Annotated in this window: 24 protein-coding genes and 1 pseudogene; 6 read left to right on the plus strand and 19 right to left on the minus strand. The window is 65.2% G+C overall.

The window, feature by feature from the left end; translation table 11 throughout:
- Window positions 1-69: 69 nt before the first annotated feature.
- Window positions 70-1,191: a vWA domain-containing protein gene (locus ONR75_RS02790; protein ID WP_265081280.1), complete on the minus strand. Its 1,122-nt coding sequence runs from the start codon at window positions 1,189-1,191 to the stop codon at window positions 70-72.
- Between the two features lie 157 nt (window positions 1,192-1,348).
- Between ONR75_RS02790 and ONR75_RS02795 the strand changes: the two genes are divergently transcribed.
- Window positions 1,349-1,852, plus strand: a complete 504-nt coding sequence (locus ONR75_RS02795) for an MmcB family DNA repair protein (protein WP_265081281.1) — start codon at window positions 1,349-1,351, stop codon at window positions 1,850-1,852.
- 188 nt (window positions 1,853-2,040) lie between these two features.
- On the opposite strand, the gene ONR75_RS02800 is transcribed toward ONR75_RS02795, so the two are convergent.
- A complete protein-coding gene (locus ONR75_RS02800) occupies window positions 2,041-2,595 on the minus strand; it encodes an ActR/PrrA/RegA family redox response regulator transcription factor (protein WP_265081282.1) in 555 nt (184 codons plus the stop codon).
- Window positions 2,596-2,808: 213 nt separating this feature from the next.
- Here ONR75_RS02800 and ONR75_RS02805 point away from each other — a divergent pair, with 213 nt between their 5' ends.
- On the plus strand, window positions 2,809-4,035 hold the full coding sequence (locus ONR75_RS02805; RefSeq protein WP_265081283.1) for an MFS transporter: 1,227 nt from the start codon (window positions 2,809-2,811) through the stop codon (window positions 4,033-4,035).
- Window positions 4,036-4,107: 72 nt separating this feature from the next.
- On the opposite strand, the gene ONR75_RS02810 is transcribed toward ONR75_RS02805, so the two are convergent.
- From ONR75_RS02810 to ONR75_RS02875, 14 genes and pseudogenes are all read right to left on the minus strand, one after another.
- A complete protein-coding gene (locus ONR75_RS02810) occupies window positions 4,108-4,605 on the minus strand; it encodes a VOC family protein (RefSeq protein ID WP_265081284.1) in 498 nt (165 codons plus the stop codon).
- A gap of 51 nt (window positions 4,606-4,656) precedes the next feature.
- Window positions 4,657-5,202: a carboxymuconolactone decarboxylase family protein gene (locus ONR75_RS02815; protein ID WP_265081285.1), complete on the minus strand. Its 546-nt coding sequence runs from the start codon at window positions 5,200-5,202 to the stop codon at window positions 4,657-4,659.
- Window positions 5,203-5,360: 158 nt separating this feature from the next.
- Window positions 5,361-6,401 carry an amino acid ABC transporter substrate-binding protein gene (locus ONR75_RS02820; protein WP_265083510.1) on the minus strand — a complete coding sequence of 347 codons (1,041 nt, stop codon included), beginning with the start codon at window positions 6,399-6,401 and terminating at the stop codon, window positions 5,361-5,363.
- A 63-nt stretch (window positions 6,402-6,464) separates the two neighbouring features.
- Window positions 6,465-7,061, minus strand: coding sequence for a L,D-transpeptidase (locus ONR75_RS02825; protein ID WP_265081286.1), 597 nt, complete (start codon window positions 7,059-7,061; stop codon window positions 6,465-6,467).
- A 298-nt stretch (window positions 7,062-7,359) separates the two neighbouring features.
- Entirely contained in the window at window positions 7,360-7,488 is a 129-nt protein-coding gene (locus ONR75_RS02830; protein ID WP_265081287.1) for a DUF2474 domain-containing protein, read from the minus strand.
- Window positions 7,488-8,494, minus strand: a pseudogene (gene cydB / locus ONR75_RS02835) (cytochrome d ubiquinol oxidase subunit II). Before cydB ends, ONR75_RS02830 begins: the two are co-directional and overlap by 1 nt.
- On the minus strand, window positions 8,491-9,900 hold the full coding sequence (locus ONR75_RS02840) for a cytochrome ubiquinol oxidase subunit I (RefSeq protein ID WP_265081288.1): 1,410 nt from the start codon (window positions 9,898-9,900) through the stop codon (window positions 8,491-8,493). Before ONR75_RS02840 ends, cydB begins: the two are co-directional and overlap by 4 nt.
- A 90-nt stretch (window positions 9,901-9,990) precedes the next feature.
- Window positions 9,991-10,551 carry a thioredoxin family protein gene (locus tag ONR75_RS02845; protein ID WP_265081289.1) on the minus strand — a complete coding sequence of 187 codons (561 nt, stop codon included), beginning with the start codon at window positions 10,549-10,551 and terminating at the stop codon, window positions 9,991-9,993.
- Between the two features lie 17 nt (window positions 10,552-10,568).
- A complete protein-coding gene (locus ONR75_RS02850) occupies window positions 10,569-11,264 on the minus strand; it encodes a cytochrome c biogenesis CcdA family protein (protein WP_265081290.1) in 696 nt (231 codons plus the stop codon).
- A gap of 265 nt (window positions 11,265-11,529) precedes the next feature.
- The gene (locus ONR75_RS02855; RefSeq protein WP_265081291.1) at window positions 11,530-11,727 is read right to left on the minus strand and encodes a hypothetical protein; all 198 of its coding nucleotides are present in this window, start codon (window positions 11,725-11,727) and stop codon (window positions 11,530-11,532) included.
- A 141-nt stretch (window positions 11,728-11,868) separates the two neighbouring features.
- On the minus strand, window positions 11,869-12,480 hold the full coding sequence (locus tag ONR75_RS02860; protein WP_265081292.1) for a sigma-70 family RNA polymerase sigma factor: 612 nt from the start codon (window positions 12,478-12,480) through the stop codon (window positions 11,869-11,871).
- 302 nt (window positions 12,481-12,782) lie between these two features.
- The gene (locus ONR75_RS02865) at window positions 12,783-13,520 is read right to left on the minus strand and encodes a response regulator (RefSeq protein WP_265081293.1); all 738 of its coding nucleotides are present in this window, start codon (window positions 13,518-13,520) and stop codon (window positions 12,783-12,785) included.
- Between the two features lies 1 nt (window position 13,521).
- Window positions 13,522-15,267: a DUF3369 domain-containing protein gene (locus ONR75_RS02870; RefSeq protein WP_265081294.1), complete on the minus strand. Its 1,746-nt coding sequence runs from the start codon at window positions 15,265-15,267 to the stop codon at window positions 13,522-13,524.
- Entirely contained in the window at window positions 15,237-17,249 is a 2,013-nt protein-coding gene (locus ONR75_RS02875) for an ATP-binding protein (protein ID WP_265083511.1), read from the minus strand. Before ONR75_RS02875 ends, ONR75_RS02870 begins: the two co-directional genes overlap by 31 nt.
- A gap of 221 nt (window positions 17,250-17,470) precedes the next feature.
- On the opposite strand from ONR75_RS02875, the gene ugpB reads away from it, so the two are divergent.
- Window positions 17,471-18,799, plus strand: a complete 1,329-nt coding sequence (gene ugpB / locus ONR75_RS02880) for a sn-glycerol-3-phosphate ABC transporter substrate-binding protein UgpB (RefSeq protein ID WP_265081295.1) — start codon at window positions 17,471-17,473, stop codon at window positions 18,797-18,799.
- Window positions 18,800-18,832: 33 nt separating this feature from the next.
- On the opposite strand, the gene ONR75_RS02885 is transcribed toward ugpB, so the two are convergent.
- Genes ONR75_RS02885 through exbB form a run of 3 tightly spaced genes read right to left on the minus strand, consistent with a single transcriptional unit; the run spans window position 18,833 to window position 20,927 of the window.
- Window positions 18,833-19,699 carry a TonB family protein gene (locus tag ONR75_RS02885; RefSeq protein WP_265081296.1) on the minus strand — a complete coding sequence of 289 codons (867 nt, stop codon included), beginning with the start codon at window positions 19,697-19,699 and terminating at the stop codon, window positions 18,833-18,835.
- Window positions 19,700-19,701: 2 nt separating this feature from the next.
- Window positions 19,702-20,127 carry a TonB system transport protein ExbD gene (gene exbD / locus ONR75_RS02890; RefSeq protein WP_265081297.1) on the minus strand — a complete coding sequence of 142 codons (426 nt, stop codon included), beginning with the start codon at window positions 20,125-20,127 and terminating at the stop codon, window positions 19,702-19,704.
- 5 nt (window positions 20,128-20,132) lie between these two features.
- Window positions 20,133-20,927 carry a tonB-system energizer ExbB gene (exbB, locus tag ONR75_RS02895; protein WP_413776427.1) on the minus strand — a complete coding sequence of 265 codons (795 nt, stop codon included), beginning with the start codon at window positions 20,925-20,927 and terminating at the stop codon, window positions 20,133-20,135.
- A gap of 402 nt (window positions 20,928-21,329) precedes the next feature.
- Here exbB and ONR75_RS02900 point away from each other — a divergent pair, with 402 nt between their 5' ends.
- The 3 genes from ONR75_RS02900 (at window position 21,330) to ONR75_RS02910 (ending at window position 25,064) form a co-directional block, all read left to right on the plus strand.
- Window positions 21,330-22,949 (plus strand): ABC transporter substrate-binding protein, encoded by a 1,620-nt coding sequence (locus ONR75_RS02900; protein ID WP_265081298.1) that lies wholly within the window; start codon window positions 21,330-21,332, stop codon window positions 22,947-22,949.
- A 197-nt stretch (window positions 22,950-23,146) separates the two neighbouring features.
- The gene (locus ONR75_RS02905) at window positions 23,147-24,160 is read left to right on the plus strand and encodes an ABC transporter permease (protein WP_265081299.1); all 1,014 of its coding nucleotides are present in this window, start codon (window positions 23,147-23,149) and stop codon (window positions 24,158-24,160) included.
- Window positions 24,161-24,164: 4 nt separating this feature from the next.
- Window positions 24,165-25,064, plus strand: coding sequence for an ABC transporter permease (locus tag ONR75_RS02910; RefSeq protein WP_265081300.1), 900 nt, complete (start codon window positions 24,165-24,167; stop codon window positions 25,062-25,064).
- Window positions 25,065-25,119 lie beyond the last annotated feature (55 nt).

Consider the following 25,119-nt stretch of genomic DNA (forward strand, 5'->3'; position numbering starts at 1 on the left):
AAGCTGCGCCCACAGGGGCCCTCTCCCACCTGCGCAGCTTCGCTGCTTGGGGGAGAGGGGAAGAAAGAACTACCTCTTCAACTGCGCCTTCAGCGTCGCCTCGACTTCCCGATCGAATGACGACGTTTTTGCCGGCGCCTTGTCGCGCTGGACGGCGACGTAGCTGTCGCGCTTCTGCACCAGAGCGGCGAGCTTGGCGTTGAGCGCCTTGCGCGCCGTCATCTGGGTTTCGAGTTCGGCGGCGCGTTGCTCCGGCGCCAGCCGGCGCAGGCTGTCCGGCAACTCGTCCTCCCTGACGCCGTCGAGCTTCTGCTTGCCGGCGGCGACGTCGCTGACCAGGTCTCCGCCACCGGTGACGGCTTCGGAGGTCGATCGTGCGCGCTTGTTGATGTAGCTCGCCATGTCGGAGGCCTGCGCCGGCGCCGCCGCCGCCACCTTCGACAGCTGCCTTGCCTGGTCCTCGGTGCGCTTCTGCATCGGCGCCGGGCCATAGGGGATCACGGTGCGGTTGATCTCGTTCTGCAGGATGATGATGTCCTCGTCATACGGGGTCTCGATGATCACCACCTGACCGCCGTCCTGCGGGATCGGAATGAAGCGGCCGTCGCCGCGCTGGGCGATATCCTGCCACACCCGCTCGGTGTCGCGCGCGCTGCCGGCCAGGACCGCGTTGACGATGATGTCCTTCTGCCTGGCGACGGCCAGCGTGGTCGGGTACTTGGTGTCCTGCGCATAGTCCATGTGCGGCGGCGCGTCGCCGACCAGGAAGACGATGCGGCGGGTGTCCTTGCGGTCGGTCCAGTGCAATTTGTTGACGGCGATATCGAGCGCCTCGTTGACGCTCTCCGGCCAGTCGCCGCCGCCGCGCGCCTTCACCTCGAGCAGGTTGGCGTAGAGATCCTGGATATCGGTGGTGAGCTCGTAGGTCTTCGTCACGTAGTCGTCGCCGATGTCGCGATAGGCTACGAGACCCATCCGGATCTCCGCATCGGGATTGCTGTCGAGGATGGTGGTGGCGATCGACCAGATCTTTCGCTTGGCGCCTTCGATCAGCCCGCTCATGGAGCCGGTGGTGTCGAGCACGAACGCGACCTCGACGGTGGGTTTGGCCTGTGCCGCTGACAAGGCGGCCGTCAACGGCAGTGCGGCGATCGCCAACGCGAGTGCGCGGGCGGTAATGGCTGACGTCATGTTGCTCTCCTCCGGTAGCGTCCCTCGGAACTCAGGTTCCATCGGCTTCACGTTCGCGTGAGGTCGAAATTGGGGCGCAGCCGGCGCAAATTTGCGGCTGTTGTGGCGAGGGGCCTCGCTTGGGGCTGTGCCCCAAAATGGGCTACGGTTCGTCGCAATGGAATCGCAAGCCGTTCAACTGGCCGTCGTGCCGCCCGTGGACCGCCGTCAGTCCGAGACGGCGCTGGCGATCGCGCGCGGCACCGCGCGCTGGCTGCGCACGCTGGGTTTTTCCTGCATCGGTGAGGTGGCATTGCCGTCCGGCCGCCGCGCCGATCTGGTTGCCGTCAACGAGCGCGGCGAGATCTGGATCGTCGAGATCAAGTCATCGCTGGCGGATCTGCGCGCCGACCAAAAATGGCCGGAGTACCGCGCGCATTGTGACCGGCTGTTCTTTGCCTTCACCCAGGACCCGCCATGCGAGATCTTTCCCGGCGACACCGGTTTGATCGTCGCCGACGCCTATGGCGCGCATCTGCATTGCGAGGCGCCCGAGCATCGGCTGCCGGCGGCGACGCGAAAACTGATGCTGCTGCGGTTTGCGACCACGGCGGCACAGCGGCTCAACCGGCTGATCGATCCGCAGGGGCAGGGGCATGGGGATGTGGTGGGTGAGGTGTAGGCGGTCTGCGGGACATCAAGCAGTCATCCGCCTTCCACTCAATTGTCATCACCCGCGAAAGCGGGTGACCCAGTAAACACCGGCGCTGCGGATTTATCACTGAAGCCTGAGTTTACTGGGTCGCCCGGTCCTGGCGCGCAAGTGCGCGCAGGCCGGGCGATGACAGCCGTGTTTGCGGCTGCAGGCTATTACCGCGGCGCGCGCTTGGCCAAAATGCGCTGCAGGGTGCGACGATGCATGTTGAGGCGGCGTGCGGTTTCAGAGACGTTGCGGCCGCACATCTCGTAGATGCGCTGGATGTGTTCCCAGCGCACGCGGTCTGCCGACATCGGGTTGTTCGGAAGTTCGGATTTCTCGCCGCCGCTGGCCAGCAGCGCCGCGACCACATCGTCGGCGTCGGCCGGCTTCGACAGATAGTCGACCGCGCCCATCTTCACCGCGGTGACCGCGGTAGCGATGTTGCCGTATCCGGTCAGCACGATGGCGCGGGCATCCGGGCGCTTCTGTTTCAGCGCCGAGACCACGTCGAGCCCGTTGCCGTCGCCGAGCCGCAGGTCGACCACGGCGAAGGCCGGCGCCGCCTTGCCGATCTGCGACAGGCCATCGGCGACGCTGTCGCACGATGTCACGGTGAAGCCGCGGGTCTCCATCGCGCGCGACAGCCGCTCCAGGAACGGCTTGTCGTCCTCGACAATCAAGAGCGAGCGGTCGGTCTGGCCAGTCAATTCGGCGATGGCGTTCACGGTCGGAAATCCTCCATGTCGGATACTTTCATATGGCGCGACCACAGCGCACTGCCAAGGCCGCATTAAGTCGGTGCGGTGCGGTCAGGACGGTCCCGGCCGATTTTGGCCGGTATTTCGGGTGGTTAATCCCCGGGGGATGATAGATCAGCGCGGCGTGTTGTCGCAGACGCAGTGCAGCACCACCCATCGAGCGGCGAGAACGGATCCGGCATGGACGCGACAGCCCCACAACCCGACGAAGCGTCGCTCCGCTATGACGGCTGGCGCATCGTGGGGGTGTGCTTCACGGTGGCAACCTTCGGCTGGGCGCTCGGCTTCTACGGCCAGAGCGTCTACCTCGCCGAGTTGCAGCGCGTGCACGGCTGGCCGGCTTCCACCGTGTCGACAGCCACCACCTTCTTCTATCTGTTCGGCGCCCTGCTGGTGGCCTTCTTCAGCGAGGCCATGAAGGCATTCGGTCCGCGCGCCTGTTTGCTGGTCGGGGTGGCGGCGATGGCGAGTGCCACCGTACTGCTCGGCCAGATCACGGCGCCGTGGCAGCTCTATGCCGTCAACGCGCTGCTGGCGCTGGGCTGGGCCGGCACCAGCCTCGGCGCCATCACCAATACCCTCGGCCTGTGGTTCGACAGGAAGCGCGGCATGGCCATCAGCCTGGCGCTGAACGGCGCCAGCTTCGGCGGCATCGTCGGCGTGCCGCTGCTGGTGGCGGCGATATCAGGATTCGGATTCGCCCGCGCCACGCTCGCCGCAGCCATCGCCATGGTCGTGGTGCTGGTGCCGGTGATCCTCATTTTCGTCGGCCGCCCGCCGATGCGTGCCCATAGCGTGCTGGCCGGCGCTGCCGACGCGCCGTCATCGGCGCGGGTCCGGGCGCAGGCGCTGCGCGACGCGGGCTTTCTGACGCTGACCGTCGCCTTTGCGCTGACGCTGTTTGCCCAGGTCGGCTTCATCGTCCACCTGATCTCCTACCTCGATCCCGTCGTCGGCCGCGAGCGCGCCGCAGCGGCGGTGTCGCTGTTGACCCTGATGGCGGTGGTCGGGCGGGTGCTGTTCTCGACGGTAATCGACCGGCTCAACCAGCGGCTGGCCTCGGCGATCTCGTTCTGCAGCCAGGCGGTGGCGCTGGCCATCGTGATCAACTCGCATAACGAGGCGCTGCTGTTGTTCGCCTGCGCGCTGTTCGGCTTCTCCGTCGGCAATCTCATCACCTTGCCGGCGTTGATCGTGCAGCGCGAATTCGACATGCGCTCGTTCGGCGTGCTGGTCAGCCTGGTCACCGCGGTGACGCAGATCACCTACGCCTTTGCGCCGGGCATCATCGGCTATCTGCGCGACGCCTCCGGCAGCTACGCATTGCCGTTCTACGGCTGCATGAGCCTGCAACTGATCGCGGCGGCATTGATCCTGGTGCGAAGGAAGTCGGCGCAGCCGCTGTAGGCAAGCGGATCTGAAAGTACCGAGGAAGAACGGCATGGCCGCGCCGGGAGGGCGCCCCGCAATGACGGGTGCCTACGCCACGCGCTGCTTCATCAGATCAGCGAGATCGAGCCGTCGCGTGAACATGGCGATGCCGCCACTTTCGTCGCGCGGCCAATCCGCTTCGGGGCGATCCCAGTACAGTTCGACGCCGTTCTGGTCGGGGTCGCGCAGGTACAAGGCTTCGCTGACGCCGTGGTCGCTGGCACCATCGAGTTCGATGCCGGCCTCGCGCACGCGGTGCAGCGCGTCGGCCAGCGCCGCGCGCGTCGGATACAGGATGGCGGTGTGAAACAGGCCGGTGGTCCCCGCCGCCGGCGGCTGGCCGCCTTTGCTTTCCCAGGTATTCAGGCCGATGTGATGGTGGTAACCGCCCGCTGAAATGAACGCAGCCTGGTCGCCGTAACGCTGCATGAGCTGGAAGCCGAGCACGCCGCAATAGAATCCCATGGCGTGGTCGAGATCGGCCACCTTCAGGTGGACATGCCCGATCCGGGTTCCTGCGGCGATAGGTGTTGCGGTATCGGGCATGCTCTCTCCAACCGTGCGACGTCTACTGCCGATCTAGGCAGCGCCGCGCCCTTACGCAAGTTCGGATATTTCTCCGTCCGGCAGGCCGAACTCAAACGTATTCAGCGTCATCGACACCATGGTGTAATAGCCGCACAACCCGATGATCTCGACCAGGCCGCGCTCGCCGAGCAATCCGATCGCCGCGTCATAGAGCGGTTGGGTGACGCCGTGGCCTTCGTGCAGCGATTTGGCAACGTCATAGATCACCTGCGACCTCGCGTCCGGCAGTTTTGGCGTGCGGCGATTGCGGATGTCCTCGATGATGGCGGGATCCATGCCGCCGGCAAGCGCCAGCTTCTTGTGGGCATACCATTCGAAATGCGAGGTCCAGTGCCGTGCGGTGACCAGGATCGCCAGTTCGGATTCCGCCGCCGGCATCGAGGTGTCGTAGCGCAGGAAAGCGCCGAGCCGCGTCGCCTGTTTCGCCATGTCCGGACTATGCAGCCAGGCGAACATCGGCTCCGGTGGCCGGCCGCGCTTGCTGGCGATGGACTCGTCGTAGATCTCCCGCTGGTCTGCGGTCATGTCGTCCGGCGAAAGCAGCTTGAGACGCATTGTGTTTCCTCTCGGTGCTATTTTTGGGTCAGCCCTGGGCTGTCGTCACCCGCGAAGGCGGGTGACCCAGTAAACACAGACGACAGCGTTTACTGGGTCGCCCGGTCCCGGCGCGCAATTGCGCGCAGGCCGGGCGATGACAGTTGCGTGCGTTGCAGCTACCTGATCGGCGGCGCGTACTGGATGCCGCCGGCGCTCCACAGCTGGTTCAATCCGCGCGGGATCTGCAGCTTGGAGCCGGTGCCGACGTTGCGCTCATAGACTTCGCCGTAATTGCCGACATGGCGGATGATGCGTGCCGCCCAGTCCTTTGGGAGGTCGAGATCCTCGCCATAGGCGCCTTCGGTGCCGACCAGCCGCATCACGTCGGGCTTCTTCGACTTCAGGGCCTCGTCGATGTTCTTCGAGGTGATGCCGAGTTCTTCGGCGTTGATCATGGCATACAGCGTCCACTTGACGATCATCATCCAGTCGTCGTCGCGCTGCCGCACCACCGGCGCCAGCGGCTCCTTGGAGATCACGTCGGGCAGCACAACGTGCTCGTCCGGCTTGCCCAGTGTCAGCCTGAGCGCATAGAGCTGCGAGGCGTCGGCGGTGAATGTGTCGCACTGGCCGGCATTGTAGGCCTTCATCACATCGTCGAGCTTCGCGAACTTCATCTCGGTGTACTTGATGTTGTTGGCGCGGAAGAAGTCGGCGAGGTTCAAGGCCGTGGTGGTGTTGTCCTGGACGCAGATCTTGCTGCCGTCGAGCTCCAGCGCGGAATCGATGCTGCGCGCCTTCGGCACCATGAAGCTCTGGCCGTCGTAATAGGACACCGCTGGGAAATACAGGTCGTAATTGGTCTCGCGCGACATGCTCCATGTCGAGTTGCGGCTGAGGATATCGACCTTGCGGCTCTGCAGCTCCTTGAAGCGGTCGGTGGCGTCGAGCGGCACGAAGGTCACCTTCTTCGGATCGTTGAAGATGGCTGCCGCCACCGCGCGGCAGAAGTCGACGTCGAAGCCGGCCCAGTTGCCGCTGACGTCGGGCGAGGAGAAGCCCGGCAGGCCGGTGTTGACGCCGCACAGCACGGCGTCGCGGCGGATGGTGCGCTTCAGCGTCTTGGTATCGTAGCGTTCATAGGTGATGGCAGCGGCGGCGATGCCGGCGGCCACGATGAGGCCGATGGCCAGTCCGGTCGCAAAGGTCCGCTTCATCCACATGATGCTCTCACTGATATTCGGGAAACAGTTCGGTTTGAAAAACAGCGGGGCCGCGGGCTACAGCTCGGGCTTCTGCCGCACGATCACCTTGGTGCCGACCGGGATGCGGTCGTAGAGGTCGGCGACGTCGGAATTGACCAGCCGGAAGCAGCCCGACGACACCGCGGTGCCGATCGTGTCGGGCCGGTTGGTGCCGTGGATGCGGTACACGGTGGCGCCGAGATACAGCGCGCGGGCGCCGAGCGGGTTGCCGGGGCCGCCGGCCATGAAGCGCGGCAGATAGGGCTGGCGTTCGATCATCTCCGGCGGCGGCGTCCAGTCCGGCCACTCGGCCTTGCGCGAAATCTTCAGCAGGCCTTGCCAGGTGAAGCCGTCGCGACCGACACCGATGCCATAGCGGATGGCGCGCCCGCCCGGCTGCACCACATAGAGATGCCGCTCGGCGGTCTGGATGATGATGGTGCCGGGCGCTTCGGTGGTGCGATACAGCACCATGGTCTTCTGGAATTCCGGCTCGAGCTGCACGGAGTCATCGGGGATCAGGCCAGGCTGGTCGCCGACATCGGGCTGCTGCGCGAAGGATTGCGAGGCCGACAACATCAGGCCGGCCGCGGCAACAAGCGAAAGCCAGGTCGGGCGTCGGACGTGGGTCATCGAAAATCTCCGGTTCGGCGTACCGTCGTGGTCTACCACAGCGTGGTTAACGGAACCAGAGACCGCGAAGTGGTCTCTGTCCCGGACGCACTGCAGCGTTCTTCATGCTGCAAGCTCCGTTGTCGTCACCCGGCCGGCGCGCAATTGCGCGCTGGACCGGGTGACCCAGTAAACGCCGGCATCATCAGCTTGAACGCGGTCCTTGCCGGGCCTCCGCCCAGTCCCACACGCCGCGCGGAATACTGGATCGCCCGGTCCCGGCGCGCAATGCGCGCCGGCCGGGCGATGACAGCTGGAGCTATTTCCCGATCCACAGCCGCAGGCCGTAGCCTACAATCGTCACGGTGCCGACGCCGGCGGCCCACAGCGCAATAAACCACAGCAGGCGCTGCCACAGCGGTCGCGGTGTTTCCGCGAGACGCGGCATCAGTGATAGCCCGTCCCGGCGCTGACCTTGCCGCGAAACACGTAATAGGCCCAGGCCGTGTAAGCGAGGATGATCGGAACCAGTACGGCGACGCCCCAGATCATGAAGATCTGGCTGCTGGCCGGAGCGGCGGCCTGCCAGATGGTGATGCTGCGCGGCACGATATAGGGCCACATGCTGATGCCGAGGCCCGCATAGGACAGCGCGAACAGCGTCAGCGACAGGAAGAACGGCCGGTTGTCCTGCCTCTTGGCAAGGCTGCGCAGCAGCAGCGCGGTGACGGCGGCGACCGCAACGGGCACCGGCGCGGTCAGCAGCACGTTCGGCCAGTTGAACCAGCGCCGCGCATATTCGACGTCGAGGAACGGGGTGGCGATGCTGACCACGCCGATGGCGCCCAGCATGGCGAACAGCAGCCACCAGCTCAGCATGTAGGCGCGTTCGCGCAGTTCTCCCTCGGTCTTCATCACCAGCCAGGTGGCGCCGAGCAGGCTGTAGCCGATCACCAGGGCGACGCCGGTGAGGATGCTGAACGGCGTCAGCCAGTCCCACCAGCCGCCGCCGTAGTGCCTGCCGTTGACGACGACGCCCTGCAGGATGGCGCCGAGCGCCACGCCCTGCGCCATGGTGGCCAGCAGCGAGCCGCCGGCAAAGGCGAAGTCCCATAGATTGCGTTCGCGCCGCGTGCGCCAGCGGAATTCGAAGGCGACGCCGCGAAACACCAGGCCGAGCAGCATGGCGATCATCGGCGTGTACAGCGCCGGCATCAGCACGGCATAAGCGAGGGAAACGCGGCCATCAGCCCGCCGCCGCCGAGCACCAGCCAGGTCTCGTTGCCGTCCCACACCGGCGCGACGGAATTCATCATCACATCGCGGTCTTCCTTCTTCGGAAACAGCGGAAACAGCATGCCGAGACCAAGGTCGAAGCCGTCCATCACCACATAGACGAAAACGGCAAAGGCGATGATGAAGGCCCAGACGGTGGCGATATCGATGGCGATCATGATGCGTGTCCCTGGGCGGCGTGGCCGGCTGCGGGGGTGATGCCGGCGGCGCGCACCGGCGCGTCGCCGCGGGGGCCCTGTTCGCCATGATGCGGCGGCGCGGCCATCAGCCTGAGGATGTAGATGACGCCGGCAGTGAATACGATGAAATACACGATCGCGAAGGCGATCAGCGACGATGCCACCGCCGGTGCGGCCAGCGGCGAGGTGGAGTCGGCGGTCCGCAGCAATCCGAACACGGTGAACGGCTGGCGTCCGGTCTCGGTGGTCACCCAGCCTGCCAGCACCGCGACGAAGCCGGCCGGGCCCATGGCCATGGCGAACAGATGCAGGAAGCGCGACTGGTAGAGCTCACCGCGCCAGCGCATCGCCAGACTCAGCAGCCCGAGGCCGAGCATCAGGAAGCCGATCCCCACCATGATGCGGAACGACCAGAAGGTGACCGGCACCGGCGGCCAGTTTTCACGCGGCACGGTGTCGAGACCGGCCATCGGCGCGTTCATGTCATGCTTCAGGATCAGCGATCCCAGCTTCGGGACCTCGATGGCGTATTTGACTTTCGCCTCCTTCTGGTCGGGCAGGCCGAACAGGATCAGCGGCGCGCCGTCGGGATGGCTCTGGTAGTGGCCTTCCATGGCCATCAGCTTGGCGGGCTGGTGCTCCAGCGTGTTGAGGCCATGCTGGTCGCCGGCAAAAATCTGCAGCGGCGCCACCAGCGTGGCCATCCACATCGCCATGGAGAACATCACCCGCGGGCCGGCGAGATGAGAATCCCGCAGCAGGTGCCAGGCGCCGACCGCGCCGACCACCAGCGCCGTGGTGAGATAGGCGGCCAGCACCATGTGAACGAGGCGATAGGGGAAGGATGGGTTGAAGATGACCTTCATCCAGTCGGCGGCGATGAATTGGCCGTCGGTATTGATGGCGTAGCCGGCCGGGGTCTGCATCCAGGAGTTGGCCGACAGAATCCAGAACGCCGAGAACAGTGTGCCGATCGCCACCATCAGCGTGGCCAGGAAATGCAGCCGGTGGCCGACGCGCTCGAGCCCGAACAGCATGACGCCGAGGAAGCCGGCCTCGAGGAAGAACGCGGTCAGCACCTCATAGGCCATCAAGGGGCCGATCACCGGCCCGGTCTTGTCGGAGAAGACCGACCAGTTGGTGCCGAACTGGTAGGACATCACGATGCCCGACACCACGCCCATGCCGAAGGCGATGGCGAAGATCTTGAGCCAATAGTTGAACAGGTTGATGAACACCTCGCGGCCGGTCCACAGCCACAGCGCCTCCAGCACCGCGAGATAGCTGGCGAGCCCGATTGAGAACGCCGGAAAGATGATGTGGAACGACATGGTGAAGGCGAACTGGGCTCTTGCCAGTATCACCGCGTCGACGCCTTCGAACATGCTGATCATCCTTCCGCAACTCGCATCGGGATGATTAGCACGTGGTCTGTGTCGATCCTATCTCGGGATGTCTTCTGCCGCGCCGGTTCCCTAGCTGCTCGCTTTCAGCAAGCTTTTGATCGTGCTCTCAATTTTCTCATACTGGCCTTCGCCGTCGTGCTGGTAGACAATATGTCCACCCTGATCGACGATGTATTGGGCCGGCCAGTAGCGGTTGCTGTAGGCATTCCAGGTCCGCGAGTCATTGTCCTGCGCCACCGGATAGGTGATGCCGTGGCGTTGCAATGCGGCGTTCACGTTTGATGCCGAGCGTTCGAACGGGAATTCGGGCGTGTGGACGCCAACGATGACAAAGCCGCGATCCTTGTATTTGGCGTAGAGCTCCGTGACGTGCGGCAGCGTGTTCACACAGTTGACGCAGCCATAGGTCCAGAAGTTCACCAGCACCACCTTGCCGCGCAGGCCTGCCATCGTCAGCGGCCCCGAGTTGAACCAGGTGCCGATGCCGCTGAATTCCGGCGCGACATCCTGGGCTGCAGCCATCTGCAGGGGCGCCGGCGGGTTGCCGGTTTCGCCGGCGAGGGCAGGCAGGGCCGTTCCGAGCAGGGCTGCAAGGAGCGAGGCGGACGTAATGAACGAGCGGGTCTTCATGTCATGTTCCTCGGAGGTTACAGGCCGAGCTGGCCGGTGGGGTAGAAGGCTGTCAGCCACGCCACGATCTGCGTGTCGTACTGAAAGTAGGAGGCGACCGCGAAGCCGATCACGATGACGCCAAAGGCCTGCTGCAGCCTCGGCGAAATCCGTGCGATGCTGCGGACCCGCGTGGTGACTGCCTGGCCGCCATAGGCGATCGCCAGCATGGGGATCGCCGCGCCGACGGCGTAGGCGATCATCAGGGTGCTGCCCCAGGCGACATCCTTCGATGTCGCGACGATCGTCAGGATCGAACCGAGCACCGGACCGGCGCAGGGCGTCCATACCAGCCCCAGCGTGGTGCCGAGCACGAAGCCGCCGATATTGCCGGGATGCGCGACCGCACGGCTTCCTTCGGACGTGTATCCGCCGATGCGGTTGGTCAGCCAATGAAACGGCGTCGGCCAGATCATCAGCACCCCGAAGCCGAGCAGCAGGACAGCCGCGGCGGTACGCAGCACATTCGGATCGAAATCGAAGGCCTGGGTCAGCCAGCCGAGCAGCAGGGCGACAAAGGAAAACGACAGCACGAAGCCGAGGGCGATCATCGCCGGACGTATCCTGCCGGTGTGACCCAGCGATGCGCCGAGCAGGATCGGCAGCATGGGCAGCGTGCAGGGTGCGGCGATGGTCAGCACACCGGCGAGCACAGCGAGAACGAGGTTGAGCATTGGTCGGCCCCATGGCGCGCCGCGCTCATGACCGGATCGTCACGACGGGCGCATGATGGGTCTTCGCGATGAGATGCAATCCCGTTACGCGGCAGGCGTCACGTGTTCGTGAGACGCACGAGGCGGCATCGCGAACTCTCCTGTCGTCGCCGCGAAGGCGGGGACGACATCGGAGATCGTCGTATCCAAACAAAAAAGACCCGGAAGGGGCATCCCGTCCGGGTCGAAGGCTGTTTGGAGGTCGGAACGTGGGAGAAAAATTCAATCAGCGGCGGGCATCACCGTCGAAGGAGATCACGCATACCTCCGCCGGGTTCCTGCTGCTGCAGTCGATCACCTGCTGGCGGACCGTCATCGCGCCGTCGCGTGGGGCGTGAGGCGCGGTGTTCTGGGCCGACAGCGAGGCCAGGGTGCAGATCGCGCCGAGCGGGATGACGAAGAAGCGGAAGGTGGGATTCAGCATTTTCTCACTCCCTGTTCGGCGTTGGTGATGATTGGAATAGCAGGCGATTCTTTCCGGCCGATGTCGTCGACTGTTTCATGTGTTTCGTCGCGCGACCGTGATCCCGATCACATCGTGATCCCAATCACATCGTGACCTCGATTACGCGGCGAGGCTATCGATGCCGGCGCTCTTGAGCAGTTCGGCCAGCTGCTTGCGGGCGTAGAACATCCGGGTCTTCACCGTGGAAGCGGGGATACCGATCAGCGACGCCACCTCTTCCACCGACTTCTCGTGATAGTAGACCAGGTTGACGATCTCGCGATGCGCCGGCGACAGCTTGGCGACACAGGCGCGCAGGATGGCGCTGGTGCGGCTGCGCTCGAGCGACGCCTCCGGCGTGTCGGCGGAATCGGCGATCTCCATCACGTCGTCCTGGTCTATGTCCTCGTGCTTGCGCTGGCGCAGCGCGGTCAGCGCCTTGAAGCGGGCGATCGACAGCAGCCAGGTCGAGACCTGCGAGCGGCCCTCGAACTGGCCGGCGGTGCGCCACACGTCCAGGAACACCTGGCTGACCAGGTCTTCGGCCAGCGTCGTGTCGCGCAGCATGCGCAGCACGAAGCGGTAGACCCGCACATGGTGGCGCGAATACAGCGTGTGCATCGCGGTCCGGTCGCCGCCTGAAATGCGCTCCAGCAACATTTCATCGGAGGTAGCCCGGGCGGCAATGATGCCCTGATGGCCTGCGGCGCTGATGGCGATGACGTTCTGCATGATCGGCTCCCGTGAGACACCGCAAATGGCGGCTTCGTTGGGAGGAGTGATAGCCAGCGCGGGTTTCGGGACGTCTGCGTCAAAACCGAAAATGGTTTCATGCCACCTATGGAATGTTTCGTCGCGAAGCGGGCGGCGACACATTCAGAGAAAAACAGTAATGATTTTAAGGGGCGTGACGCCCCCGTGCCGGATCGCGCCGGCGCCGCTACTTTGTGATCCAGATCACACTGGAGGGCCATGCCACGCCTAGGCGTGGCGTGGCAGGCGAGGATTCCGGGCTTGCCGGCCGCAAAATCCGCTCAGGCCTTGTCGCCCGCCGGGGAAAACAGATAGCCGCCGCCGCGAATGGTGCGGATCACCGCCGGCTTGGTCGGGTCCGGTTCGATCTTGCGGCGAATCCGCATGATTCGCAGGTCGACGGCGCGGTCGAACGCCTCGGCGTCGCGTGCATTGGCCAGTTCAAGCAGCCGTTCGCGCGACAGCACCCGCTTGGGATTGGCCGCGAACACCTTCAGCAGGCCGAATTCCGATGCGGTCAGCGGGTGTTCGTTGCCCTCGTCGTCGCGCAGCGCCTGGGCCTGCAGGTCGAGCCATTTGGTGCCGAAGCGAACCAGATGGTCGGTCTCGGCCTTGGCCGGCGCTGCAACCTCGGCCGGCGCTGGCTTGACGGCACTGCGTCGCAGCACCGAACGGATCCGTGCCATCAGCTCGCGCAACTCGCAGGGCTTGGCGATGTAGTCGTCGGCGCCGAGCTCCAGCCCCACCACGCGATCGATCGGGCTGGCGGTGGCCGTCAGCATGATCACCGGCACGTTGGTGCGGCTTTTCAGGTCGCGGATGATCGACAGCCCGTCTTCCTCAGGCATGTTGAGGTCGAGCACCACGAGATCCGGCACGCCGGTCTCGATTACGCCGCGCAGGCTCTTGCCACCGTCGCACAGGGTGACGGAGAAGCCGTGCATTTTGAGATAATCGCCGACCATTTCACGGGCGGGTGCTTCGTCGTCGACAATGATGATATGCGGGCTCTGGCTCATGTCACGCTTCGGCTGTCGCAGGCAGGATGATGGTGAAAGTCGCGCCGCGGCCGGGGCCGGGACTGTCCGCAGTCACCTCGCCGCCATGCATGTCGACGATCCGCTTGACGATCGACAGGCCAAGGCCAGTCGAGCTTTCGCCGCCGGTGGGCTTGGCCGACAACCGCTGGAAGCGGCCGAACAGCCGGTCGATATCCTCCGGCGACAGGCCGGCGCCTTCGTCGCTGACGCGGACGATGGCGTTCTCGCCGTCGCAGGCAACGGAGATGGCTATCTTGCCGCCGATCGGACTGTATTTGATGGCGTTGCTGATGAGATTGTCGATCGCCTCGCGCATCCGGTCGGCATCGCACATGGTGTGATCGCGGGTCGATGCCGACACGGTCATGACCTGCTGCTTGTTGACGGCCAGCGGCCTGTTGGCCTCGGCGACTTCGGTGACCAGCGCGGAAATATCGACGGCCTCCCGCCGGATGGTGATGTCGAAGGCATCGGCCATGGCGTCGTTGATGAGGTGATCGACCATCGAGGTCAGGCGTCGCGTGGCGTCGCGGATATGATCGACCTGCGCGGCGATGCTGTCCTTGGCGGCTCCGGCGGAGATCAGCTCGGTCAGCATTTCGGTGCGGCCGAGGATGACGCCGAGCGGATTCTTCAGGTCGTGGGCGACGGTGCCGAGAATCTCGTTCTTGAAGCCGTTGGCGCGCTGCAGCCGCAGCCATTGCGCCGACAGTCGGCGATTGGCCTGCATCAAGGCGCGCGTGCGCTGGGCGACACGGTCCTCGAGCTGCGTATTGGCCTCATGGAGCTGCTGATAGAGGATCACATTGTCGAAGGCGATCGACAGCCGGCTCCCGAAGATCTCCACCAGCGAGCGGTCGGTGTCGGACAGCTGATGTTCGGCCTGCAGCAGCACCACCACCTCGCGTCCGCTGCCGGTGCGCACATAGAGCACGGTGCGCTGGTCGGCGAAGTCGTGCTTGCGGCGGCGGAATGCCTCTTCGACCATCTGCCGCAGGTCCGGATCGAGTCCCTGCGGGCCGGGGCAGCCGATGAAACGGCTGTAGCAGCCGGAGCCGGCCAGTACCGCAAAATCGTCGCCTTTCGTGCCGCTGTCGCGCAGCACCAGGATTCCGGCGCAGTCGACATTCAGCAGCGACGCAATCTGGGTCAGCACGCCCTCGGCAAGCCGCTGCATCGACTTGAAGTCGTAAAGCGTCGAGGCGGCGTCGAGGATGATCTCGAGCCCGCGCCTTGTCTGCACCATGCGTTCGAGCTGCTGGTAGCTGCGCAGCGCCGCGGTCAGCGAGGTGAACAGCTTGTCGGCGGTGAGCTCGGTCTTGGCCTTGTAGTCGTTGATGTCGTAATCGACGATGACGCGGCGTTCCGGCGCCTGGCCGGGCTGCCCGGTGCGCAGGATGATGCGGACGGTCTCGTTCTGAAGCTCATTGCGGATGAACTCGACGAGGTCGAGCCCGGCGGCGTCAGTTTCCATGATGACGTCGAGCAGTACCGCGGCGATGTCCGGATGCGCGCGCATCAGGGTCTGGCCTTCCGCAGCCGAATAGGCCGAGAGGATCTCGAGGCCCTGGCCGTTGAGACTGTAGTCGCTGAGCGCGAAGCGGGTGCCCTCATGCACCGCGTGATCGTCGTCGATCACGGCTATTTTCCACCTGCGCCCTGTCGATGCCTCGGGCTCGGGCCCGAAATCTTCGATCAGTTGGAGGACATCGTCCTGGTCGGCCATTGCGTGGTCCCGTTGTTTGTTGCGGCGTCAGCGGAAGCGCCGGTGGCGGCCCGCGGCATGATAATGCGAAATGTCGTGCCTTGTCCCAGTCTCGACTCCAGCATCATGCGTCCGCCGAGCTGCTGGGTGACCAGGTTGTAGACGATGTGGAGGCCAAGGCCGGTGCCGCCTTCGTTGCGGCGCGTGGTGAAGAACGGATCGAAAGCCTGGCGCTGCACGTCGGGCGTCATGCCGGCACCATTGTCGGCGAAGATGATCTCGATGTCATCGGCGCCGCGCGGCCGCGCCGTGATCGAGATCGCGCCCGGTTTGCCGTCCGGGAAGGCGTGGTTGGCGGCGTTGAGGAACAGGTTGGTCAGGATCTGGCCGTAGGAGCCGGGATAGCCGTCGATGATCAGGCCGTCCGGCACGTCGATGGTCAGGCTGATCGGCGCCTTCTTCAGCACCGGCCGCAGGCTGGCGACGATCTGGTCGGTGGCCTCCGAGAGGCTGAACTGCCGCCGTTCGGCGTGCGACCGGTCGACCGCCACCTGCTTGAACGACTGGATCAGCTCTCCGGCGCGGTGCAGGTTGCCCACCAGTTGCTGCGCGGCATCCTGCGAGGTACGGACGAATTCCTCCAGCTGCGAGCGACGCATCGGCGTGTTGGAGCGCAGTTCGGCGCCGAACATCTCGACGCGGCGGGCGAAACTCGAGGCTACGGTCAGGCTGATGCCGATCGGATTGTTGACCTCGTGGGCGACGCCGGCCACCAGGCCGCCCAGCGCCGCCAGCCGTTCCGCATCGATCAAATTCTGCTGCGCGGCATTCAGTTCGAGCAGGGCACTTTCGGCCCTCTCCTTGGAGGCCCGCAGTTCATTCTCGGTCTCGCGCTTGGCGATGGCATTCTCGCGGAAAACGTCGACCGCGCGCGCCATGGCGCCGACCTCGTCGCGCGCCGCGGTGCCTTGCACCCGGCGATCGTAGTCGCCCGAGGTGATGGCGTGCATCGACGCCATGATCTGCTGCAGCGGCAGCCGGATGCTGAGCGCGATGACAATGCCCGCGATCATGATGACGGCGAGGAACACCACCGCGATCAGCAGCACCTTGCGCGAGATGTCCGACAGGGTGCGGTCGAAGGTGGCCTGGGCGTTCTGCTCGCGCTGCCGCATCTTCACCGACAGGCCGTCGATGGCGCCGATGGTGTCGGCCTGGCTGGCGTCGATGGAGTTGCGCAGCAGATCGGTGCGGCTGGTGAGCTGCTCGGAGAGGTGGGCAAGGCCTTGGCGCAGTGCCACAGCGCGGTCCTTCAGGCGCTGCAGCGCAATGCGTTGCAGGTCGTTGTCGGCGAGATCGGTCATCACCGGAATGGTGCGCTCGATGGTTTCGGTGTTGCGGTGGGCGTCCTCGGCGGCGGCCGACGCCAGCGACAGGTAGTAGGCGTTGGCGGCCACCAGCATGGCGGTGAAGGCTTCGCGGGACTTGCCGAGCGCCGGCCAGATCAGGGCGTCGCGCTGCGCGGTGGCGCCCTCGATGATCGAGTACAGCCCGGCCATGTCCTTGGCGGGACTCAGCACCTGCTCCTCATAGGTCTTGGAGATCGTGGTCTGCAGCGCGCGCAATTCGCCGAAGCCGCTCAGGAAGCGCTCGGTCACGCGCTCCAGTTCGGCCACCGAGCCGGACAGCATCGGATCGGTGGACGCGCGGGTGTTGAGGGTGCCGAGCACCGCCTCGCGCAGCAGCAGGATTTCGGCGAAGAGTTCGGGGCTCGGTTGGTTGATATAGCGGTGGATCAGGTTCTGCAGCCGCCCGGTCTCGCTCTCCAGCAGCGCCAGAATCTGGTCGGACTGCCGGACCTGCCGAACGTCGTCCCAGGCCGACGACAGAACGTGGGTGCCGCTCCAGATCAGGACGGCCAGCACGACCACCACAGCGGAATTCAGCGCGGCAATCGACAGGATGCGCCAGCGGATCGGAATCGCACGAACAAGCGCCACGATGCCGGATCGGCCATGCGCCGCCTGCCCGTCCCGCCGCCCCGATTCGCCGTTCTGCTCGGTCTCCACCAAGGCTATGTCGCTCTACTTTGAAAAAACGTTCAAATGGTGCGGTCAGTCATCGTATTATATTTCCCGACAGGAGGGTGTCTGAAAATGGCCTATGGCGTCAATCTAGCGAAGACCTCAAACCGGGATCATTGGTCGGTGGGGCCGGGGCAGACATGCTGAGATCGGCGATCAAACATCTCACCATCGCGATGGCAGCGGCTTTACTTGCGCTGGTGTCCCCCGTGCAAGCGGCCACCGAGATCCAGTGGTGGCACGCCATGTCCGGCCAGCTCGGACGGCAGCTGGAGAAACTCGCCACCGATTTCAACGCGTCGCAGGCCGAATTCCGCGTGGTGCCGGTCTACAAGGGCAACTACACCGAAACCGTGAGCGCTGCGATCTTTGCCTTCCGCTCGCGTAGCCAGCCGGCCATCGTCCAGGTCAACGAGATCGCGACGGCCACCATGATGGCGGCCAAGGGCGCGCTCTATCCGGTCCATGAGCTGATGCGCGATCAGGCAGAGCCGTTCGTGGCGGCGGCCTTCCTGCCGGCGATCACCGGCTACTATGCCGATATGGCCGGCAACATGCTGTCGTTCCCGTTCAATGCCTCGACGCCGATCCTGTACTACAACAAGGATCTGTTCCGCGCCGCCGGCCTCGATCCCAACGCGCCGCCGAAAACCTGGCCGGAGCTCGGCGCGGCGGCGAAGCGGTTGCGCGCTGCCGGCGCGCCTTGCGGCTTCACCACCTCGTGGCCGTCATGGATCAACGTCGAGAACTTCTCGGCCTATCACGACGTGCCGATGGCGACGAAATCCAATGGCCGCGGCGGGCTCGATGCGGTGCTGACCTTCAACAATCCGCTGATGGTGCGCCACATCGCGCAGCTCGCGGACTGGCAGAAGACCCGCATATTCGACTACAGCGGCCGCAACGTCGTGGCCGAACCGCGGTTCCAGCACGGTGAATGTGCGATCTTCCTGGGCTCATCGGGGACCCGCGCCGATATCCTGGCCAATGCGCGGTTCGAGGTCGGCTACGGCATGCTGCCCTACTGGCCCGACGTTCCTGCTGCGCCGCAGAATTCGATCATCGGCGGCGCCACGCTGTGGGTGCTGCGCGATCGGCCACGCGACGAATACAAGGGCGTCGCCAAATTCTTCGCCTACTTGTCGAAGCCGGAGATCCAGGCGGCGTGGCATCAGAACACGGGCTATCTGCCGATCACCCGCGCGGCCTATGAGTTGACCCGCGCGCAGGGTTTCTACGACCGCAATCCGGGCACTGCGATTTCCATCGAGCAGGTGACCCTGAAGCCGCCGACCGACAATTCGCGCGGGGTGCGATTGGGCTCCTTCGTGCTGGTCCGCGACGCCATCGAGGACGAACTCGAACTGGCCTTCAGCGGCAAGAAGTCGGCGCAGGCCGCGCTCGATGCGGCCGTCGATCGCGGCAACCGGCTGCTGCGTCAGTTCGAGCGCGCCAATCCGGACCAGTAGCGCGACGTTCGACAGCCGTCGCAGCGCCAACAACTACCGGATCGAAAACCGCACCGGCACCGTAAAGCTCAGCGACGCCTGGGTCATTTCCGGCGGGAACGCCGGCAGCGGCTGCGCGCGGCGGATCATCGCCATGGTCTCGGCGTCGAGTTCGGGCACCCCCGACGAGCCGGCCAGCCGGCTGCCCAGCACCTGGCCGCTGCGGCTGACGGTGAAGCTGAGCATGGCGGTGCCCTGCCGGCCCGCGGATTTGGCGCTCTCCGGATATTGCTTGTAGCGCTGCAGGTGCGCGGCGAGGCGATCGCGGTAAGACGGGAGCGCCGCCGCGGCTGCCGCGGCGCCGGCCGTTGCCGCCGCTGCCGCGCGGCCGACCCGTTCGGCGCGCGGCGCGGCGGACGTGCGCGGCGCCGGCGGGGTGTCGCTCGGCTTCTTCTTCACTTCGGTGCGGACCGGCTTCGGCTTGATCGGCTCCGGTTTCACCTTCGGCGGTTCGGGCGCAACCTTGGCGGGCTCCGGGACCGGCTCGGGCGGCGGTACGGGCTCGGCCTTCTGTTCGGGCGGCGCCTCGACCACCGGCTTTTCCACCGGCGGCGTCGGCGCGATCTGTTCCTCCACCGGCGGCTGCGCCATCGGTTCGGGCGTCGTCGGCGGAGTCGGCTCGTCGGCCTGCTGCATCTCCGGGCCGGGCGCCACGTCCATCGGCTGGGCCTCGGGCGCGGCGGACGCCGGCGCCATGTCGATCATGATGGTCGGCATTTCGGTGCCGGTCGGCGGCTGCTCGCGGTACCACGCCATCCCGGCGGCGATCAGGCCGGCATGCAGCGCCAGGATCACCGCGGCCGACACTGTCCAGCGTAGGCCGCTGTTGTCGGTCGGGGCGTGCAGCGCGAAGGCGTTCACGGTCAGCTGCGTCCGTCGAGGCCGACCAGCGCGACCTTGAGATAGCCGGCATTGCGCAGCAGGTTCATCACCTCCATCAGGTCGCCGTAGCTGACCGCCTTGTCGGCGCGCAGGAAGATGCGTTCGTCCTTGTTGCCTTTCGATGCGGTATCGAGCGTGGCACTCAGCGCGTCGCGCGCGATCGTCTCTTCGCCGACCGCCATGGTCAGGTCGGGCTTTACCGTGACGAACACCGGCTTGTCCGGGCGCGGCTGCGGCTCCACCGCGGAGGCGGGCAGGTCGACGCCGAGGTCGACGGTGGCCAAGGGGGCCGCCACCATGAAGATGATCAGCAGCACCAGCATCACGTCGATGAACGGCGTGACGTTGATCTCGTGCTGCACCTCGAGGTCGTCGCCCCCGCGCGATCCGCCGAGTCTTGCGCCCATGATCGCTACTCCGCCGCCCGCGCCAGCGACAGGCCGCGGCGGCTGGCGTCGCGGCTGATCAGCAGCATCACCTGCGCCGAGGCGTCGCCAAGCAAGGCGCGATAGCCGGCAATGCCGCGCACCAGCTGATTGTAGATCACCACCGCCGGGATCGCGGCGATCAGGCCCATGGCGGTGGCCAGCAGGGCTTCGGCGATGCCCGGCGCCACCACTGCGAGGTTGGTGGTGTGGGCTTCGGAAATGCCGATGAAGGCGTTCATGATGCCCCACACGGTGCCGAACAGGCCGACGAAAGGCGCGGTGGCGCCAATGGTGGCCAGCACGCCGGTGCCGCGGCCGATGCGTCGCGCCATGGCGGCCTCGACGCGTTCCAGCCGCAGCGCGATGCGCTCCTTGAAGCCGTCGTCGAACAGCCCGCCGGACAGGCTGGTCTCGCGCGCCGCGCTGTGGATCAGCTGCGCCACGGCATCCCTGGCCTCAAGGCTGTCGCGCTCCATCTGCGCCAGCGTGGTGTCGCTTTCCAGCAGCGCGAGCCGGCGCCGGGCCCTGGAGCTTTCGCGCTGCAGCTCGATGGCCTTGGCCAGCCACACCGTCCAGGTCACCAGCGAGGCGAAGGCCAGGCCGACCATCACCGCCTTCACGACAAGGTCGGCGGCCATGAACATGCCCCACGGCGACAGGTTGCGCGGCAGTTGGGCGTCGATGGTGGTGGCAAGGGCGGCTTGCGGCGAAAGCAGCAGCGCCGCGAGCGTCGCGCCGGTACCGTAAAAACGAAGCGGGCTGCGGTCGGACATCTTCATCGGCGATCTGACCTGCTGTGGAGCGGTGCTCAGGGGCGGCGTCGAGCCGGGAATGGTGCGGTATGTGCGGTGTCGGCGATGGCCTTTGTAAGGTCACGCCATAATGCGCGGCAATTCAAGATCCGGTCATGCTGCTTGAAGCCCTCTAATCTACCGTCATCGCGGCGAAAGAAGGCCTGCCCACCGAGTGACCGGCCAACATCAACTGCCTATTTTATTATCAATGCATGATCTTTGTATGCAATGAGCGGCGTGGTCGCCGCCGGTGTCGGCCACAGAAAATCGGATTTCTGTCTGCAGGACAGTGCCTTAAGCGAAAATCAAGATTTTGTTAAATTCTGGCACAAACCTTGCGAAGTCAGGTTCCAACGCCCTTTGACCCCTGTGCCTTGGAGCCTGCCGATGAAGCGCCGCGATTTCCTCAAGTCTGTCACCGGCGTGGCCGCCACGGCCGCCGTCTCCAGCCCTGCGATCTTCTCTGCCGCCCGTGCGGATGCCCGGTCCGAAACCCTGCTGATCGTCTCCGAGAGCGGCCCGAACAATCTCGACATTCACGGCGTCGGCACCAACGTGCCGGGCTACGAGGTGTCGTGGAATTGCTACGACCGGCTGATCGGCCACGAGATGAAGGCCGGCCCCGGCGGCGTGCCTTACTACGACCGCGACAAGTTCAAGCCGGAACTCGCCGAGGACATGCAGGTCGGCGACATGTCGGCGACCTTCAAGCTGCGCAAGAACGCCAAATTTCACGACGGCACGCCGGTGACGGCGAAGGACGTCAAGTGGTCGCTGGACCGCGCGGTCAGCGTTGGCGGCTTTCCGACCTTCCAGATGAGCGCCGGCTCGCTGAAGAAGCCGGAGCAGTTCGTCATCGTCGACGATCACACCGTGCGCGTCGACTTCGCCACCAAGGACCGGCTGACGATTCCCGATCTCGCTGTGATCGTGCCCTGCGTGATCAATTCCGAGCTGGTGAAGAAGAACGCCAGCGAGAAGGATCCGTGGGGTCTCGAATACACCAAGATGCAGACCGCCGCCGGCGGCGCCTACAAGGTCACCAAGTGGACCGCCGGCACCGAAGTGATCATGGAGCGCAACGACGACTGGGTGTGCGGCCCGCTACCCAAGATCAAGCGCGTGATCTGGCGCATGGTGCCGCAGGCCGGGAACCGCCGTGCGCTGCTGGAACGCGGCGATGCCGACATGTCCTATGAGCTGCCCTACAAGGACTTCCAGGAGATCAAGGCCAACGGCAAACTCGACGTGGTGTCGCTGCCGTTCTCCAACGGCATCCAGTACATCGGCATGAACGTGACCAAGGCGCCGTTCGACAATCCCAAGGTGCGCCAGGCTGTCGCCTATGCGATCCCCTACCAGAAGATCATCGACGCGGTGCTGTTCGGTCTCGCCAACCCGATGTTCGGCGCGTCTGCCGACAAGCCCACCGAAGTCGCGTGGCCGCAGCCGCACAAGTACAATACCGACATCGCCAAGGCCAAGGCGCTGCTCGCCGAGGCCGGCTATCCCAACGGCTTCGAAACCACGATCTCGTTCGATCTCGGCTTTGCCGTGGTCAACGAGCCGCTCTGCGTGCTGGTCCAGGAAAGCCTTGGCCAGATCGGCATCAGGACCACCATCAACAAGATCCCCGGCGCCAACTGGCGCACCGAGCTGAACAAGAAGGAAATGCCGCTCTACACCAACGTGTTTTCCGGCTGGCTCGATTACCCCGAATACTTCTTCTACTGGTGCTATCACGGCGACAATTCGGTGTTCAACACCATGAGCTACAAGTCGCCGGAGATGGACAAGTTGATCAACGGCGCTCGCGCCGCGGCGGCGTCAGGCGACAAGGCGGCCTATGACGCCGACGTCAAGGGCTTCGTCGATCTCGCCTTCACCGACATGCCGCGCATCCCGCTGTACCAGCCCTACGTCAACGTCGCGATGCAGAAGAATATCAGTGGCTATCAATACTGGTTCCACCGCCGGCTGGATTACCGCGCGTTGGTGAAGGCGTAACGGCGATGGAAGCCGTGGTTAGCTCCGGCCTCTCGGTTTCCCCTCCCCCTTGTGGGGGAGGGTGGCGCGTAGCGCCGGGAGAGGGTAAGCCACGAACGCCGGCGCCTTTTGCTCCCCTCTCCCCAGCCCTCCCCCACAAGGGGGAGGGGCTCTCCGCGCTTCGCTGCGCGTGCCTCCCACAACATGGGGCCATCATCATGCTGACCCTGATCGCCAAGCGCCTGATGTTCGCGATCCCCTCGCTGATCGGCGTGGTCATCGTGACGTTTCTTCTCACCCGCGCATTGCCCGGTGATCCGGCGGCGTACTTCGCCGGTCCCTCGGCGGACAAGAACGCCGTGGAGGAAATCCGCAAGAAGCTCGGCCTCGACAAGCCGCTGATCGAGCAGTTCTTCCGCTATACCGCCGACCTTGCCCGCGGCGACTTCGGCAATTCGCTCACCACCGGCCAGCCGGTCGCCACCGAAATCCGCAACCGCCTGCCGGCCTCCGCCGAACTCACGCTGCTCGGCCTGATCGTCTCCGTCGTCATCGCCATTCCGCTCGGCATTCTCGCGGCCACGCGGCCGGGCTCGTGGATCGATCATCTCTGTCGCATCACCACCAGCGCCGGCGTGTCGCTGCCGGTGTTCTTCACCGGGCTGGTGCTGGTCTATGTGTTCTACTTCCGGCTCGGCTGGTCTCCGGCGCCCCTGGGACGGCTCGACGTGTTCGCCACCACGCCGCCGTCGGTCACCAACTTCTACCTGATCGACAGCCTGCTCGCGCGCGACTGGGAGGCGTTCCGCTCCTCCTTCAACCAGTTGATCCTGCCGACCGCCACATTGGCGATCTTCTCGCTGGCGCCGATCGCGCGCATGACCCGCGCCTCGATGCTGGCGGTCCTGTCGTCGGATTTCGTGCGTACCGCGCGCGCGTCAGGCCTTTCGCCACGCGCGGTGATCGTCACCTATGCGTTCCGCAACGCCATGCTGCCGGTCATCACCACGCTGTCGATGACGTTTTCATTTTTGCTCGGCGCCAATGTGCTGGTCGAAAAGGTGTTCGCCTGGCCGGGCATCGGCTCCTATGCCGTGGAAGCGCTGATCTCCTCGGACTTCGCCCCCGTGCAGGGCTTCGTGCTCACGATGGCGGTGATGTACGTGCTGATCAACCTGATCATCGACATTCTCTACGGCGTCATCGATCCCCGCGTCAGGATGGAAGGGTGAGACCATGAGCAGCACCGTCGCTCCTCTCAACGAACCCGCCGCCGCGCGTACTTCGGCGCTGGCGGCTACGTTCCAGCACACGTGCTATATCCTCGGCGAAAACCGCGTCACCGCCTTCGCATTCGGACTGCTGGTGCTGATCGTGTTCGCCGCAGTGTTCGGTCCGGCCATCGTGCCCTGGGATCCGCTGGCCTCCGACACCGCGCAGGCGCTGAAGCCGCCGTCGGTGGCGCACTGGTTCGGCACCGACCAGCTTGGCCGCGACATTTTCAGCCGCGTGATTGTGGCAACAAGGCTGGACTTCTTCATCGCCATCGCCTCGGTGCTGCTGGTGTTCGCCATGGGCGGCCTCGCCGGCATCGCGTCCGGCTATTTCGGCGGCTGGACCGACCGCATCGTCGGCCGCATCAGCGACACCATCATGGCGTTTCCGCTGTTCGTGCTGGCCATGGGCATCGTCGCCGCACTCGGCAACACCGTGCAGAACATCATCATCGCCACCGCCATCGTGAACTTCCCGCTCTATGCCCGCGTCGCCCGCGCCGAGGCCAACGTCCGCCGCGACGCCGGCTTCGTGCAGGCGGCGCGGCTGTCCGGTAACAGTGAGATGCGCATCCTCCTGGTGCATATCCTGCCGAACATCATGCCGATCATGATCGTGCAGATGTCGCTGACCATGGGCTACGCCATCCTCAACGCCGCCGGCCTGTCCTTCATCGGCCTCGGCGTGCGGCCGCCCACGGCGGAATGGGGCATCATGGTCGCCGAGGGCGCCTCGTTCATGGTGTCCGGCGAATGGTGGATCGCCTTGTTTCCCGGCCTGGCGCTGATGATCGCGGTGTTCTGCTTCAACCTGCTCGGCGACGGTCTGCGCGATATCGTCGATCCCTCCCGGAGGACGTGAGGATGGCAACACAGCTCCACTCTCGTGTCCCGGGCGCAGCGCAGTACGGAGCGAA

The organism is Rhodopseudomonas sp. P2A-2r (genome assembly GCF_026015985.1).
Classification (GTDB): Bacteria; Pseudomonadota; Alphaproteobacteria; order Rhizobiales; family Xanthobacteraceae; genus Tardiphaga.